The organism is Sphingopyxis sp. USTB-05 (assembly GCF_023822045.1).
Lineage (GTDB): Bacteria > Pseudomonadota > Alphaproteobacteria > Sphingomonadales > Sphingomonadaceae > Sphingopyxis.
On record NZ_CP084712.1, the window covers coordinates 1,630,638 to 1,646,173 of the forward strand.

Sequence of the window (15,536 nt, forward strand, 5' to 3'; positions counted from 1 at the left end):
GTCACTGGAGACGAGCATGCGTCGTAAAATTTTCGTGACCGGCACCGCCGGGTTCATCGGATTTCACCTTGCGAAACTATTGTTGGCCGAGGGCTTCGAAGTCGCAGGCTTCGACGGCATGACCGATTACTATGATGTCGAACTCAAACGTCGCCGTCATCAGATTCTGCTGCAAAACCAGCATTTCAGTGCCGTGGAGGCGATGCTGGAGGATCGCGAACGGGTCGACACCGTTATCGACGATGTCCAGCCGGACGCGATCGTTCATCTCGCCGCACAGGCGGGCGTGCGCTATTCGTTGGAAAATCCGCACGCTTATCTGTCAGCGAATGTGATCGGAACCTTCAACGTCATGGAGGCTGCCCGGCGCAACAATGTTGGCCATTTGCTCATGGCATCGACCTCGTCGGTCTATGGCGCGAATGAAGACATGCCGTTTCAGGAAACCGAAAAGGCGGATACCCCGCTGACCATCTATGCGGCGACTAAGAAGGCCACAGAGTCGATGGGGCATGCGCACGCGCATCTGTGGAACGTTCCGACCACCATGTTCCGCTTCTTTACCGTCTATGGCCCGTGGGGGCGTCCCGACATGGCGCTGTACAAGTTTGTCGATGCGATGCTCGATGGGCGGCCGATCGACCTTTACAACGGCGGCGACATGTACCGCGATTTTACTTATGTCGAGGATCTGGTTCGCGGTATCCGCCTGCTGATCGACGCTGTCCCGCAGCGCCCGGCATCGGCGGACGCGATCGAGGAAGGCGACAGCCTCTCGCCTGTTGCGCCGTTCCGCATCGTGAACATCGGCAACAACGACAAGGTGAAATTGCTCGATTTCGTCGCGGCGATCGAGAGCTCGCTCGGGGTGACGGCAAAGCGGAACCTGATGCCGATGCAGATGGGCGATGTTCCCGCGACCTGGGCCGACGCCAGCCTGCTCGAACGTTTGACCGGCTATCGCCCGCAAACGGACTTCCGCGATGGGGTCGAGCAATTCGTCGCTTGGTACAGGGACTATTTTCGCAAATGAACGCTCATCGGATCGCGCCGCTTCCCGATTTCGACTCGGCCACCATCGCCGTGATCGGCCTGGGTTACGTCGGCTTGCCTCTGGCCGTAGAATTTGGCCGCGTCTGGCCCGTGGTCGGGTTCGACATCAACAAGGCCCGCATTGCGGCGCTTCGCGAAGGCCGCGACGACACGCTCGAGACGACTGCGGAAGAGCTGGCGGCTGCGACCCGGCTCGGCTTTTCGGATGACATGGCCGATCTGGCGCAGGCGCGCGTCTATGTCGTGACGGTTCCGACGCCGATCGATGCGCATAAGCGCCCCGATCTGACGCCGCTGGTGAAGGCCTCGGAGACCGTCGGACGTGTGCTTAAACGCGGTGACATCGTGATCTATGAAAGCACCGTCTATCCCGGCTGTACCGAAGAGGATTGTGTTCCCATTCTCGAGCGCGAGAGCGGGCTGAAATTCAACGAGGATTTCTTTGCGGGCTATAGCCCCGAACGGATCAATCCCGGTGACAAGGAGCACCGCCTGCCGACGATCCGCAAGGTGACGAGCGGTTCGACACCCGACGTCGCCGAGTGGGTCGATCGCTTTTATGCGCAGATCATCACCGCAGGCACCTTCAAGGCCGAGAGCATCAAGGTCGCCGAAGCGGCGAAAGTAATCGAGAATACGCAGCGCGACCTGAATATCGCGCTGATGAACGAGCTTTCGATTATTTTCGGCCGGCTCGGCATCGATACGCACAGCGTACTCGAAGCCGCCGGCACGAAGTGGAACTTCCTGAAGTTCACGCCGGGGCTCGTGGGCGGCCACTGCATCGGCGTCGATCCCTATTATCTGACGCACAAGGCGCAGGCGGTCGGTTACCACCCAGAAGTCATCCTGGCGGGGCGGCGCGTCAACGACGGCATGGGCGGCTATATCGCGAGCCAGGTTATTCGGCTGATGATCAAGCGCGGACTCCCGGTTCAAGGCGCGCGCATTCTGGTTCTGGGGCTCGCCTTCAAGGAGAACTGCCCGGACATCCGCAACACCCGCGTCGTCGATCTGATCGGCGAGTTCCAGGAATATGGCGTGAATGTCGATGTTCACGATCCGTGGGTCGACGCAGCCGAGGCGCGGCACGAATATGGAATCGATATCGTCGAGACGCCGCATGGCGATTATGACGCAGTGATCCTCGCCGTGGCGCACCGCGAGTTCGTCGATGCGGGCGCGGCAGCGCTGCGCAAGCTCGGCAAACCGACATTGGTGCTGGTCGATGTGAAGGGCATACTGAATATCGACGAGAGCGATTTGCGAATCTGATTCGTTCAGCCGGGCCGGAGGAGCCGATGCAACTTCGCAATCTTATCCAGCTGACGGCAAGCGTGGGAGCGATCGGTCTGCTTGACCGGGTCGTGGCGGTCGGCCTCGGCATCATATTCGCCCGTTGGCTCGGCCCCACCGAGTTCGGCACCTATGCCTTTGTCGTCACCGCGATCGCGCTGCTGTGTATCCCCGCAAAGCTCGGCATTCCCGAGCTTCTGACGCGCGATATCGCGGCGTCGAGAGGCAGCGGCGAACCCCTCGCGCTCGCGCGCTCGATCGTGAAAGGCTTCGCCATCGTTGGCGTCGCTGCGCTGGTGATCGTCGCTGTCGGACAGCTTGTTTTGCAATTTACCGCCGACACGCCGATCAGCCGGCTTATGAAAATCGGCCTGTGGATGGTCATCCCCTCGGCCTTTTTTGAGGTGGCGGCCGGCATTGTGCGCGGGTTTGGCCGCACCATTGCCTTCCAGCTCTATGGATCGGTGTTGTTGTCGGGGGCGACTTTGGCAATGGGTGCATCCGCGATGCTCCTGCTCGACCTCTACACCGCGCAAATTGCGATCGAGACGCGCTTCGCAGCGTTTACCCTGTTGTTGATGATTTCCAGCGTTCACCTTGTGTTGATCCTGCGCCGTCTGATGCCAGTCGTCGAAGGCCGCGTCCTCGGGACCGGCGAAATTCTGTCGACCGGGTCGCGCTTCATGTTCAATTCGGTGATTAGCATGGCGCTCGTGCGCATCGATCTTCTGCTTCTGGGAATCCTCGCGACCGAGGAAGCGGTCGGCCTGTACCGGGTCGCGGCCGAAGGGGGACTGCTAGTGGCTTTTGGATATACAGCGGTCACGACGGTTCTGGCCCCCGAATATGCGCGTATGCACAAGTCGGGAGACCGCGATCAGCTTCAGAAAACGGTTCGTCATGCCACCTGGCTCATCATGCTGATCGGCAGCCTGATCGCCGTTCCCCTGATCTTCGGGTCGCAGCTGATCATCGAGCTCGTGTTCGGCAGCTCTTATGCGCCCGCGAGCCTCGCGCTTTCGATCATAGCGGCGGGATATCTGGTTTCCTTCCTGTTCGGGGATCCCATTTTCATCCTGAATATGACCGGATATCACGACCGCGTGACGGTGATCGTCGCAATCAGCCTCGTCCTTTCGATGATACTCTGCCTTCTCCTGATTCCTCCGCTGGGTGGTACCGGCGCTGCCATTGCGGCGTCGATCGCATTGGTCTTTTATCGCTATCTGGCTTCGCGCGAGGTCTATAAGGCGCTCGGCGTCAACTGCGCTATCTTTGGCGGAATTGTTTCGCGCCTGACGCGCGACCGGACGATTTGATGAGAGGGGCGACAGCCCCGGCATATATAACTGAAACCGGCAGGCTCCCGATTGGACTGCCGACAAGATTGGATTGAATGTGAGTAAAGTCCTCCACAGCTTTCGTTCGCCCAGCCAGGGGTTTGCCAAAGTTTCCCGCTTCGTCGCCAATCGGCAATTGCACACGCTTGCGCGTGCGCATCACACGGCCGGCTATCCGCAAATGGCGATATTTTCGCACGATCACATCGGGCATGTGATCAACGTCGAGGGCCGGTACGAGGATGATTATCTTCGTGCCGCCTTTGGCTGGATGAGCGGCTTCCTCAAGAATATGAACGAACTCGTTGCGCTCGATATCGGCGCGAACATCGGCAATCATTCGGTCTTCTTCTCGCGATATTTTCTCGAGGTTCATTCGTTCGAACCCAACCCGCGAACCTTTGAGCTCCTGAAGTTCAACGCGTCGCAGACGGACAATGTCACGCCCCACCGGCAGGGGCTTTCGGACGCCGACGTCCTGGGCAGGCTGCGGGAAAACCCCACAAACATGGGCGGCACTTTCATCGAGATTGGTGCCGCCGGTGCGCCCGGCAAGGACGGCGTTTCGCTCATGACGCTCGATACATTCGCGGCCGACCGGGCGTTTGGGCCGATCGGGCTGATCAAGATTGACACCGAAGGCTTCGAAGCCCGTATCCTGCGTGGGGCGCGGGGGGTGATCGCCAGCAATCGCCCGGTGATCATGTTCGAATTGTCGCCGAGTGATTTCGGTCCGAACGGGTCAGACGTCGTCAACCTTCTGTCCGAACTCGGCTATGACTTCGTCTCGGTAGAACGGAACTTCCAGTTCGGTGAATCCCGGCTCGGCCGCTATTCGGGTTTCCTGCTGCGAACGCTGCTGGGCGAAAAACTGGAGGTCCGCCCGATCGAGCGCATTGCGCCCGCCTTTTACCAGATGATCGTTGCGGTGCACCGCGGCGCGCACCCGCTTTGACACCCGCGATACCCGATAAGAGCGGCGAACCGCTGTTCACGATATTCACGCCAACGCACAACCGCGCGCACACCTTGCCGCGCCTGTATGAAAGCATCGCCGCGCAGGACTTGCGCGATTTTGAGTGGGTGATTGTCGACGACGGATCAACCGACGGCACGCGGGAACTGGTCGCGCAATGGGTAGACAAAGCCGATTTCCCGATCCGCTATTTCTATCAGTCGCACGGGCACAAGAAGACCGCCTATAATTGCGGTGTTCGCGAAGCACGCGGCGCGTTGCTGGTGTGCTGGGACAGCGATGATGCTGCGCTGCCGCAGGCCCTGCGGATTATGCACGACGAATGGCTTGCGATCCCCGAAGCGGACCGGTCCGGCTACGTCGGCATAACCGGGCTTTGTGCCCATGAGGACGGGACAATTTTCGGCGATCGATATCCCGTCAGCCCTTATGACAGCACGCCGATCGAAACCACGCTCTGCGACGGTATCCGTGGCGACAAGTCGGGATTCCAGCGGGTCGAAATCCTCCGCCAATTTCCGTTTCCCGAATTCATCGAAGGCCTTGTACCCGAAGGTGTCGTCTGGAATGCGATCGCGCGAAAATACAAGACGCGGTACATAAACACGGCGGTGCTGACATATCATGTCGAGCAGGATTCGATCATCAACAGCCGCAACACATTGACGAAGATGCGCAGCACGTCGGTCGGACGCGGCTATTTCGCTTCCCAGTTTCTGACGCATGACTGGCGCTGGCTGTTTCGGGCGCCGGTCGAGGTGCTGAAAATCGCCGTGAATCATACCCGATACGCTTGGCATGCCTGGCGGGGAGGGCTACGCAAGGGGTTCCCGCCAAAGAGCCTCGCGGGATGGCTCCTCAAAGCGGTGACATGGCCGTTCGGGTTTTCGATATTTCTTTACGAGGAGCTTCGTTTTCCTCGCCGGTGACTCCGGTCGATTACTGTCGCGAACAGCGCGTCCCACTGACTCAATATGGCCTCAAGCGAAAATGTCTCGGCGGTTTGCGACGCTCTTTCTGCCAGCGCGCGTCGGCGCTCCGTGTCCGAAGTCAGGCAACGAAGCGCTTCGGACAGGCGGGATAGCTGACGGTCGTCTGGCAGCAACATGATTCGCTGCCCCCCATCGCTCAACTCGGCCGGCCCGGTCGAGACGTCGAACGCGATGGGCGCCACGCCGTGCGCCATCGCTTCGAGCAAGGCGTTCGGAAAACCCTCAAACGAAGATGTCATCACAAACAGGTCGGCCCGACGATACCAGTCGCCGAGATTTCCCGCGAACCCCGGTAAGATGAGACTGCCTGAAAGGCCTGCTGCCTCGACCATATTTTCGAGCTTTTCGCGAAGAGTGCCATCCCCGAGCATGACCAGCTGCCAGCCATGGGGAAGCCCGCCCATGAGCTTCACCGCCTCTATCAACAATTCGGGACGTTTCTGGTCATCTAGGCGCCCGACCCACAACAGAAGACGGGAGTCCGGCGGGACGAGCAAGTCGGGTGACAGATACGGCTCGGTCTTCGGCAAGGGCAAGAGGACGGGGTTGGGAATGGTCGCAATGATCGCTTTCCCCCCGCGCTCGCGCAGCCATTCGCTCGCAGGCTCGGTCTGGCCAACCAGGGCAGCCGCAACAGGATAGAGCAACTTGCGCAGCGCGCGATAGGCGCGCGGCAAAAGATGTTCATAGACGGGAGGATATATCCGCTCGCACGCGATGACCGGAATGGACGATCCCCAAGCTGCAAGGATGGCAGCGACATTCACGTGGGGCAGAAATGAAACGATGACATCGGGATTAAAGCTTCTTATGAACCGACGCAGCATCGTGAGCCGGGCGAGCCGTCCCGCGCCGGGCTCGCAATGATCGGAAAGAAAATCAAGATGAACCGCTGCGTTCAATGAATAGACGCACTCTCCGCGGGCCGAAAAGGTCGGCATCAACGTGACATTGTGGCCGTGCTCAGCCCACGCATTGGCAAGCAGTGCCGCAACCCGCTCGGCTCCACCCCCCTGCATTGAAGATACCAGAAACAAGATTTTCATTTCAATGCCTTCGGTCGTAAATAGTTAATCGGCAGTCCTCATATGAATAATCGGCTAAATTATCAAGGCTCTCTCCCGAGCGACTATCGATATTATATTCTGCCAATGATATTGGCTGTTATTATTTCACTAATCCCGTGGCCTGAAATAGTTTTGTCAGGAACGCGGGGAATTTTGATCGACCGAGAAGTTTATACTCAAAAGATTATCCATAAGGATAACCTTTTGGACTATTTCTACTTTGGTAGTTATTTGGATTACTTCACCTCGGAATATTCGTGGTGGTTCCTCATGAAGCTTCTGGAAGATGGTCGGCTTCCGGTGGACTATGAGATGGTCTTCCAGATGATTTCGACCGTTTTTCTCGTAACCGCGTCACTGATTGTCTATCGTCGCGGTGGGCTGTTGCCGCTGATTTTCCTGGCCAATCCGCTCGTTTTTGAACTTGCCTATTCCCAGCTGCGATCAGCGCTCGCGATCAGCATTCTCCATCTGGTTTATCTTTTCCTGCGACGATCGACCTATGTCGCCGTCGCGTTGTGCCTGTTCGCCGCAACGATTCATACCACGATGATCATTTTCCTGGCGGTCTATGTTCTTTGCCTGATGACCGCCGATGAGGGGGGGCGCCTTTCCCGCTGGCCTGTAGGCCTGCGTCTCACCGTCATATTGGGCGCGGGAATCGTCGTGGGGCTGGTGATCGGGCCGCTCCGGGAAGTGCTGCTGACGCTGATCGGCGATCGGCGCGCCGACTATCTCGACCTGTCGAGCAGCCCGCTCTACCTTGCCTTCTGGGTCGGCCTGCTGGGGCTTTTCCTGATCGACTATCGCGACACTTTTCGTTCGGTCGAAGGACGATTTTCGCTGTTTATCCTGTCACTGGTGACGGTAAACGTCTTTACCGGAGGATATTCGCTGCGCTTTCTGGCGCTCGCCTATCCGTTTGTGATTTCGACGGTGCTGATGGCCAAGCCGTCGGTGAAGATGTTCGCAATTCCGGCCATGTCGGTCTACATGATCGCGCAGTGGTTCTATTATTTTTCCACGATTACCGGATAGGCTCCCGTGCCGGTACATGTGCTTCACATCATCACCGGGCTCGCGACCGGCGGGGCCGAACGATCGCTCTTCAATCTGGCCGTCGCGGACCCTGCCAAAGGGTTCTCGCACAGCGTCGTGTCGTTGACGGGAGCGGGAAATTATGGCCCGCTGTTGAGGGAGAATGGCGTAGCGGTCCATGCGCTGGGGATAGCGGGGGGCGCCTCGCTTCTGGCTGCGCCGATCAAACTCGGGAAGCTGGTGCGCCAGATCGGCCCGGAGATCGTGCAGGGCTGGATGCCGCACGGCAATGTCGCCGCGACGGTTGCCGCGTCGATGTCGCGCCGACCGGTCCGGCTCGCGTGGAATATCCGTCAGTCGCTTTATGACCTGAGCGCGGAAAAACGCGCGACGCAATGGATGATACGCGGGCTTAAGACGCAGTCACGGCGTCCAGATGCGATCATCTACAACAGCCATCAGGCGAGAGAACATCACGAGGACCTTGGTTTTTCGCCGCGCCGCGGAATCGTCATCCCGAACGGTTTCGATACGGATCGCTGGAAGCCGGATGCCAGGAACCGCTCCGCGTTGCGCACCGCTATCGGCGTCGCGGAGGGGGTGCCGGTCGGGGGATTTATTGGCCGCTTTCATGCGTTGAAGGATGTGCCCAGCTTTATGGCAGCCTCCGCGGTCGCACTGGCCGAAGTGCCGGACCTCCATATCGTCATGGTCGGCGACGGGCTGACCCGCGAGAATGGCGCGCTGGAGGGGCTGTTCGCGAAACTGCCGCTGCAGCGGTTCCATACGCCGGGACGCCGCGACGACATCGAGGCGATATTGCCCGGGTTCGATTTCTTCTGCCTGTCATCGGCGAGTGAGGCCTTCCCCAACGTGCTCGGCGAGGCGATGGCGAGCGGGCTCCCCTCCATCGCTACCGATGTCGGCGATTGCGCAAGGCTGCTGGATGGCCACGGACGGATCGTGCCTCCCGGCGATCCCGGAAAAATGGCCGAAGCGATGGTCGAGATGGCGCGGATGGATATTGCGTCGCGGGCCGAAATCGGCGAAGCGGCGCGGGCAAGGATTACGACCTCATACGGGCTCGCCGCTACGGTTGACGCCTATACCCAACTCTATGATTCGATGATGAAAAGAGAAGTTTGATGTGTGGTTTTGCAGGGTTCCTCGACCGGGCGGGTTTTGCGGACGGCGAAGTGCTGCTTCGCCGGATGGCGGACACGATCATGCATCGCGGGCCCGATAGCGACGGTTATTGGGTGGACGGCGAGGCCGGGATCGCTCTGGCGCATCGGCGCCTCGCGATCATCGATCTCTCTCCTGCAGGCCATCAGCCGATGGCGAGCCATGATGGCCGGTTCGTCCTCAGCTACAATGGCGAGATCTACAATCACCTCGACCTTCGCCTGGAACTCGAAGAGAAGGGGCCCATCGAATGGCGGGGCCATTCGGATACCGAAACGTTGTTGCAGGGCTTTTCCGCATGGGGCGTGCTCGGCACCCTCGAACGCGCCAATGGCATGTTCGCCCTCGCTCTTTGGGATCGGGCGGACCGAAAGCTCGTCCTCGCTCGCGACCGCATGGGCGAGAAGCCGCTTTATTACGGCTTGCAGGGCAAGACGCTGCTGTTCGGATCGGAACTCAAGGCACTTCGCCAGCACCCGGCGTGGCAGGGCGGCATAAACCGCGATGCGCTGGCGCTCTTCCTTCGCCACAATTATGTGCCGGGTCCCTATTCGATCTATGACAATGTCCACAAGTTGCCGCCAGCGCATTATCTGGAAATCGGTGTCGACGACGCGGCGCTGCCCGAACCCGTCGCGTACTGGGATATCGCTGAAAAGGCCGCAGCAGGGCGCGATCGTCCGTTTTCGGGCTCGGCCGAGGAATCGGTCGACGCACTCGAGACATTGCTCCTCGACGCGGTCGGCATGCGGATGGCTGCCGACGTGCCGCTCGGCGCGTTCCTGTCGGGCGGATATGATTCCAGCACGATCGTTGCCTTGATGCAGCGCCAGTCGGCGCGCCCGGTAAGGACCTTTTCGATCGGTTTTTCCGAGGGCGAATATGACGAAGCCCGTCATGCGAAGCGGGTCGCCGCCCATCTCGGCACCGATCACACCGAACTTTATGTCACGCCGCAGGATGCGCTCGACCAGCTTCCGATCCTGCCGCACCATTGGGACGAACCGTTCGCCGATTCCTCGCAGATCCCGACCTTGCTTGTCAGTCGCCTCGCGCGGTCGGAAGTTACCGTCAGTCTTTCGGGCGATGGCGGTGACGAGCTGTTTTGCGGATATACGCGATATGCACAGGGTTATGACATCTGGCGCCGACTGGGCAAGCTGCCCGGTGGCGTGCGCAAGCTGATATCGGGAACATTGCGCAGGACGCCGGCGGACTTCATCGACGGAATGATGAAATTCGCGCCGTCGCGCCTGCGCAAGATGGCGGTGGGGGACCGGCTGCTCAAATTTGCCGACGTCCTTGCGGTCGAGCGGTCCGACGATTTCTATCGGTCGCTGGTATCACATTCGAAAAATCCGTCGATTCTGGTTCCCGGCTCGCATGAGCCGCCGACGTTTCTGACCGCCCCAGACCCGGACTGGCCGGCCGACGGAGATTTCCGCGACCGCATGATGTATCTCGATATGCGCAGCTATCTGCCTGACGACATATTGGTGAAGGTCGACCGGGCGAGCATGGCGTTCAGCCTTGAAAGCCGGGTGCCGCTGCTCGATCACCGCGTTGTCGAATTCGCTCTCGCATTGCCGCTCGAATACAAACTCCGGAACAATGAACCGAAATGGCCCTTGCGCCAGCTTCTCTATCGCCATGTTCCGCGCGAAATGATGGAGCGCCCGAAGATGGGTTTTGGCGTGCCGATCGAACATTGGCTTCGCGGGCCGCTACGTTCGTGGGCGGACGATTTGCTAGAGCCGGACCGTTTAAGGCGCGACGGCTATTTCAACGCCGATATCGTGAGCCAGCTCTGGTCGGATACGCGCAGCGGGCGGCGGCGGTTGCACTATTATGTCTGGGACGTGCTCATGTTCCAGGCGTGGCTCGACGCCCGATAGGACATCGGCCGCGGTTTCCATATCGTCGATCGGTTCAGGGTTTTCCGAGGAACCGGTAGATTTCAAGATGCCGGGCCGTGACTTCGCGGACGTCGAAAAAAGCTTCCGCATGTTTGCGGGCGGCTTCGCCCATCGCGATGCAGCGATTGCGATCGAGGACAAGGCTGTCGAGCGCGTCGGCGAGCGCGACGCTGTCCCGGGCAGGGCAGAGTAGTCCCGTCAGGCCGTCGACGATGGCGTCGCGGCACCCTGGAACATCGCTCGTTACCGACGCGCGGCCTGCGGCCGATGCGTCGATGATCGTCTTAGGAAAGCCTTCGCGATAGGAGGGCAGGGCGACGATGTGCAGACCAGCGAGGACCGTCGCAATATCCTGCGTATGTGGCACCCATTCGATGGCATCTTCGGCGACCCACTGATCGATTTCCGGCGGCGATACCGACGATGGATTGTTGGGGTCGGGATCGCCGATCAGAAGGAAACGCGCGTCACGCTTGCGCCGTTGCCGCAGGTCGTGCGCTGCGTCGACAAATTCATAAACGCCCTTGTCGCGAAGGAGACGCGCCGGCAGACCGATAACCGTCGTCGCGCTGGCCGGGTGCGGTCGCATTGTGATCGCGTCCAGGTCGACACCCGACCCCCCGATCATGTGGACGGTCGCCTTGTCCAGCTTTGCGAATTCGACCATGCGGGCGTCGTCGCGGTTCTGGAAAATGAAGCTGACGTCACGGCGGTTGAGGCCAAGGTTCATTAGGCGGTTTACCAGGCGGCGGAGCACGGCCTTCGAACCACTGGCGTTCCCGGTGTAGATATAGCCGAGCCCGGACACCGCGCCGACAATGGGGATACCCAGCAGCTTCGATGCGAAGCCGGCATAGAGGATACATTTCAGCGCGATCGCGTGGATAACCGTCGGGGCCGTTGATCGGGCAATCTGGAATGCGCTGGCGAGGGTCCGCAGCTCGCCAAGGATCGACATGCCGCCGCGGTCGATTTTCCATTCGACCCAGCGGGCGCCCGCGGCGCGGATTGCGTCGACGGCGGGCGAAGCGGGGCAGGCGACCACCGCATTATAGCCATCGGCCTGCGCGCCCCGGACAAGGTTTAGCCGGTGTGACACAAAGAACGGTGCATCGCCGACGAAAAACAGGATGGTCTTGCGTACGTCCGTCATCGGTCAGGCCTTGTCGGATGCGGCCACACGGTCGCCGCCGCCGCGACCAAGGGCGGTCGCAAGAATGATACGGAGGTTCAGCAGCAGCGACTGAAGCTTGCCATAGGTGTAATCGCTGAGGGCAAGCGCGTGCGGACGGCTCATGTCGATTTCACGGATCTGGGCATAGCCTGTAATTCCCGGCTTCAACGCATAGACGCCCAGCGTCTGGCGCGCCTCGACCAACTCGGTCTGTGAAAAAAGGCACGGGCGCGGCCCGACGAGCGTCATATTCCCGCGGAGCAGGTTAATCGCTTGCGGTAGTTCGTCGAGCTTGGTGCGGCGAAGAAAGGCGCCGATCTTTGTCACGGCGCTGGCGCTGACCTCATGCGTCCCGACAGCGATGGTATCCCGCTTCATCGTCCGGAATTTATAGAGCGTGAAGGGGGCCTGCGATGCCCCGACGCGCTGTTGCGCGAAGATGGCCGGGCCCGGACTGTCGAGCCGTATCGCAACCCAGAGCGCGACAAAAACGGGAAGCAGGAAAAGCAGGATTCCGATTGCGACGCCCAGATCCATTGTGCGCGTCACGGCGCGATAGAGGAATGAACGCGACAAGTCGTCGGTCAGGATCGCGGGTGCTGGCAGGCTGCGTGCCGGACCCAAGGCATAGTCAGCGAGGCTCTGCGCCGATGTCGAGGGCTTGAGCGTCTTGAACGGAGCGAAGAGCGCGCCGCCGATCACCGGACCCAGCCACCGGAGAAAGGCAAGCTTTTCGCCAAAGTAGCCCCGGCTATGGAAATAGCCGATGTAGATATTGTCGAGGCGATCACCGATTTCGGCATGGATCCGTTCGTTTCCAAGCGCCTTGCTGATGGCATAAGGCGATCCCTCGCCATCTTCGAGGGAAAGGATCGAGGAGATGTTGAGGAAGCGATTGCCGTTCATCCGCGCGAACTCGCGCGCGACGCCGGCTGAAAAATCGACATTGACCGCGACGAAGTCGGCGAGCGTTCCCGGCTGGTCATTGTTGCGCACGGCCAGATGGATCATCGTGTCGCAGGCAGAAACGCGGGCGAGGCCATCATAGTCCGTCACCGCGATATTGTCGTCCTGGCCAGAGAACAGAGCGTGCAGCGCCTCGACGTCGCGGCCAACTGCGAGCAGCTTCCTGCCATCGAGTGCCAGCAGGGGAATCAGGTGCCGGCCGACATTGCCTGACGCGCCAGTGACGATGAAATCATAGGAATATGTGTCGATGGTCATGAAGATTCTTCAGAGGAAGGCCTAGGCGTGAAATCTGGCGAGACGGGCCGTCGAAACAGGACGTTGCGGGCCGTCGCAGGCCGGGTCCAACCAGCCGTGCGTCGGCGTGTCAACAGCTGTCGTCTCGGGATGTCACTCGCCGCCGGCGCTGGTACCGCCCGGGCGTCCGGCCCAGGCCGCGTCGGCTTCATATTCGGGCACCAGCATGCTCACGATCCGCATGGCCGCCACGCTGTCCCCCGTTCCGCGAATCGTCGTATCGAGCTGCTTCAACATGGCGCCGAGTTCGGTCCAGGGCAGCAGGCCTTCGCGCGCGCGCATGATGCGCGGGTGGTTGGTCTGTTCCGGATTGTTCCCGATCAACAACTCTTCATAGAGCTTTTCTCCCGGCCGCAACCCCGTCTCGACAATTTCGATATCGCCGTCGGGGTGATCCGCCTCGCGCACGCTGAGACCCGAAAGTCGGACCATGGTGCGCGCAAGATCGATGATCCGCACAGGCTCGCCCATGTCGAGCACAAAGACTTCGCCGCCTTTCGCCATTGCACTTGCCTGAATAACAAGCTGCGAAGCCTCGGGAATGGTCATGAAGTAACGCGTGATTTCGCGGTGGGTGAGGGTTACCGGACCACCGGCGGCGATTTGAGTCTTGAAAAGCGGAACGACCGAGCCGCTCGATCCCAGAACATTGCCGAACCGCACCATGCTGAAGACCGTTTTGACCCCGGTGCTCGCCGCGCGGGCTTGCAGGATCAGTTCGCAAACGCGTTTCGACGCGCCCATGATGTTCGTCGGGCGGACCGCCTTGTCCGTGCTGATGAGCGTGAAGTTGGTAACGCCGACTTCCTCTGCCGCCTCGACGCTGTGGAGCGTTCCCATGATGTTGTTACGCAACCCCGAGATCGGATTCGCTTCGACCAGCGGCACGTGCTTGTACGCCGCAGCGTGGAACACGGTCTCGGGCCGATAGTGATGATAGACCCGCCGCATAGATGATCGCTCGGACACATTCGCGAGTTCGAGGTCGAGCGGTACCGATATGCCAAGGCGGCGCATCAGTTCGCGGATTTCCTGTTCGATCGAATAAAGTGCAAACTCGCTCTGTTCGAGCAGGATGAGCCGGGCGGGGCGACAGCGGATGATCTGGCGACATAGTTCGCTGCCAATCGAGCCGCCTGCGCCCGAGACCATAACGGTCTTGCCGAGGATTGTACGGCCCATCAGCAATTCATTGGCGACAACGGCCTCGCGCCCGAGCAATTCCTCGATCTGGATTTCGCGAAGATCGTTGACGGTGATGCTGCCGTCGATGACGTTCGTTAGACTGGGAAGCGACCGGACGTAAACTTCTTCATTCTGCAGCGTTTCGATGATTTCGCGCCGGCGCGCACGCGAGGCGCTGGGAATGGCCAGCAGAACCTCGTCTACATCGGTATCGGCAAGTAGCTGATGCAGCCGGAATGCGCCGAATACGGGAACGCCGTCGAGCCGTTGGCCGTCGAGCCTGACGTCATCGTCGATAAAGCCGACGAGATGAACTTGCGATTCGTGACGGAGCGAAAGTGCCAGCTGCTGGCCCGCGCGTCCCGCGCCATAGACCAGCATTCTCCTTGCATTGGCATCGACGACCTTGAGCAGGTCGAGCAGCGCGAAACGGATTGCGATCCGGCTTCCTGCCAGGAGCAACAGAAAGATGATCGGGTGCAAGACGCTCAATGTACGCGGTACATCGGGCGGGCGAAACGCGACGCAGATGACAATCAGGGGAACCATGAGCAGCCCGCACGCAACCGCCAGGTCGGCAACCGTGCGGGCTCCCGAATAGCGAATAAGCGATCGGTAAACGCCGGCCTGCCATGCAATGGGATACCAAAGCACCAAAGCACAGGCGGCAAAAGTCGCAATCGGCCGCGAGATGAATTCCCATGCACCCACGCGTAACGAAAAGGCGATCCAGACCGCGGCAAGACACAGAGAGCCATCGATGACCAGAGCCGCGAACTGGCGTTGGCTTCGCGGACGGTCACCGATGAAGGCAAGAATTTTTGCCCTCAGGCTACGCCATTGCTTGTCGTTGATAAGCTTCATAACTGCCGGCAATTCTTCACAGGGTTCGTCCTAAGCTTCCTCACCCGAGGAGGGGTTTCTGCAATAGCCCGGCGTTCAGGCGAATAAATCGCACGGTAAACACGTGCAATTCCTACGAGAAGTTTGCCCATCATTCAACCTGCGCGATCTTCGGGTGTCGATGCGTCGAGGCCGAGCGGCCGGCTCC

Annotated in this window: 12 protein-coding genes; 8 read left to right on the forward strand and 4 right to left on the reverse strand. The window is 60.1% G+C overall.

Going from position 1 to position 15,536, the window contains the following annotated elements; all coding sequences use genetic code 11:
- Nucleotides 1–16 precede the first annotated feature (16 nt).
- The 5 genes from KEC45_RS07290 to KEC45_RS07310 all read left to right on the forward strand — a co-directional run bounded on the left by KEC45_RS07290 (nt 17) and on the right by KEC45_RS07310 (nt 5,594).
- Complete coding sequence (locus tag KEC45_RS07290) at nt 17–1,033, forward strand: NAD-dependent epimerase/dehydratase family protein (protein ID WP_252171794.1); 1,017 nt, start codon at nt 17–19, stop codon at nt 1,031–1,033.
- Nucleotides 1,030–2,328: a Vi polysaccharide biosynthesis UDP-N-acetylglucosamine C-6 dehydrogenase TviB gene (gene tviB / locus KEC45_RS07295; protein WP_252171795.1), complete on the forward strand. Its 1,299-nt coding sequence runs from the start codon at nt 1,030–1,032 to the stop codon at nt 2,326–2,328. Before KEC45_RS07290 ends, tviB begins: the two co-directional genes overlap by 4 nt.
- Nucleotides 2,329–2,354: 26 nt before the next feature.
- Nucleotides 2,355–3,668 (forward strand): oligosaccharide flippase family protein, encoded by a 1,314-nt coding sequence (locus KEC45_RS07300; protein ID WP_252171796.1) that lies wholly within the window; start codon nt 2,355–2,357, stop codon nt 3,666–3,668.
- Between the two features lie 79 nt (nt 3,669–3,747).
- A complete protein-coding gene (locus KEC45_RS07305) occupies nt 3,748–4,644 on the forward strand; it encodes an FkbM family methyltransferase (RefSeq protein WP_252171797.1) in 897 nt (298 codons plus the stop codon).
- Complete coding sequence (locus KEC45_RS07310; protein WP_252171798.1) at nt 4,641–5,594, forward strand: glycosyltransferase family 2 protein; 954 nt, start codon at nt 4,641–4,643, stop codon at nt 5,592–5,594. Before KEC45_RS07305 ends, KEC45_RS07310 begins: the two co-directional genes overlap by 4 nt.
- On the opposite strand, the gene KEC45_RS07315 is transcribed toward KEC45_RS07310, so the two are convergent.
- Entirely contained in the window at nt 5,564–6,703 is a 1,140-nt protein-coding gene (locus KEC45_RS07315; protein ID WP_252171799.1) for a glycosyltransferase family 4 protein, read from the reverse strand. The genes KEC45_RS07310 and KEC45_RS07315 overlap by 31 nt on opposite strands.
- Before the next feature lie 225 nt (nt 6,704–6,928).
- Between KEC45_RS07315 and KEC45_RS07320 the strand changes: the two genes are divergently transcribed.
- Genes KEC45_RS07320 through asnB form a run of 3 tightly spaced genes read left to right on the forward strand, consistent with a single transcriptional unit; the run spans nt 6,929 to nt 10,842 of the window.
- Nucleotides 6,929–7,762 carry an EpsG family protein gene (locus tag KEC45_RS07320; RefSeq protein WP_252171800.1) on the forward strand — a complete coding sequence of 278 codons (834 nt, stop codon included), beginning with the start codon at nt 6,929–6,931 and terminating at the stop codon, nt 7,760–7,762.
- A gap of 6 nt (nt 7,763–7,768) precedes the next feature.
- Nucleotides 7,769–8,908: a glycosyltransferase gene (locus KEC45_RS07325; RefSeq protein WP_252171801.1), complete on the forward strand. Its 1,140-nt coding sequence runs from the start codon at nt 7,769–7,771 to the stop codon at nt 8,906–8,908.
- Complete coding sequence (gene asnB / locus KEC45_RS07330; protein ID WP_252171802.1) at nt 8,908–10,842, forward strand: asparagine synthase (glutamine-hydrolyzing); 1,935 nt, start codon at nt 8,908–8,910, stop codon at nt 10,840–10,842. The genes KEC45_RS07325 and asnB overlap by 1 nt, the downstream gene beginning before the upstream one ends.
- 34 nt (nt 10,843–10,876) lie before the next feature.
- Here asnB and KEC45_RS07335 read toward each other — a convergent pair whose 3' ends face one another.
- From KEC45_RS07335 to KEC45_RS07345, 3 genes are all read right to left on the reverse strand, one after another.
- Nucleotides 10,877–12,016 (reverse strand): glycosyltransferase family 4 protein, encoded by a 1,140-nt coding sequence (locus tag KEC45_RS07335; protein WP_252171803.1) that lies wholly within the window; start codon nt 12,014–12,016, stop codon nt 10,877–10,879.
- A gap of 3 nt (nt 12,017–12,019) precedes the next feature.
- A complete protein-coding gene (locus KEC45_RS07340) occupies nt 12,020–13,261 on the reverse strand; it encodes a sugar transferase (protein WP_252171804.1) in 1,242 nt (413 codons plus the stop codon).
- Between the two features lie 132 nt (nt 13,262–13,393).
- A complete protein-coding gene (locus KEC45_RS07345; protein ID WP_252171805.1) occupies nt 13,394–15,349 on the reverse strand; it encodes a nucleoside-diphosphate sugar epimerase/dehydratase in 1,956 nt (651 codons plus the stop codon).
- Between the last annotated feature and the right edge of the window lie 187 nt (nt 15,350–15,536).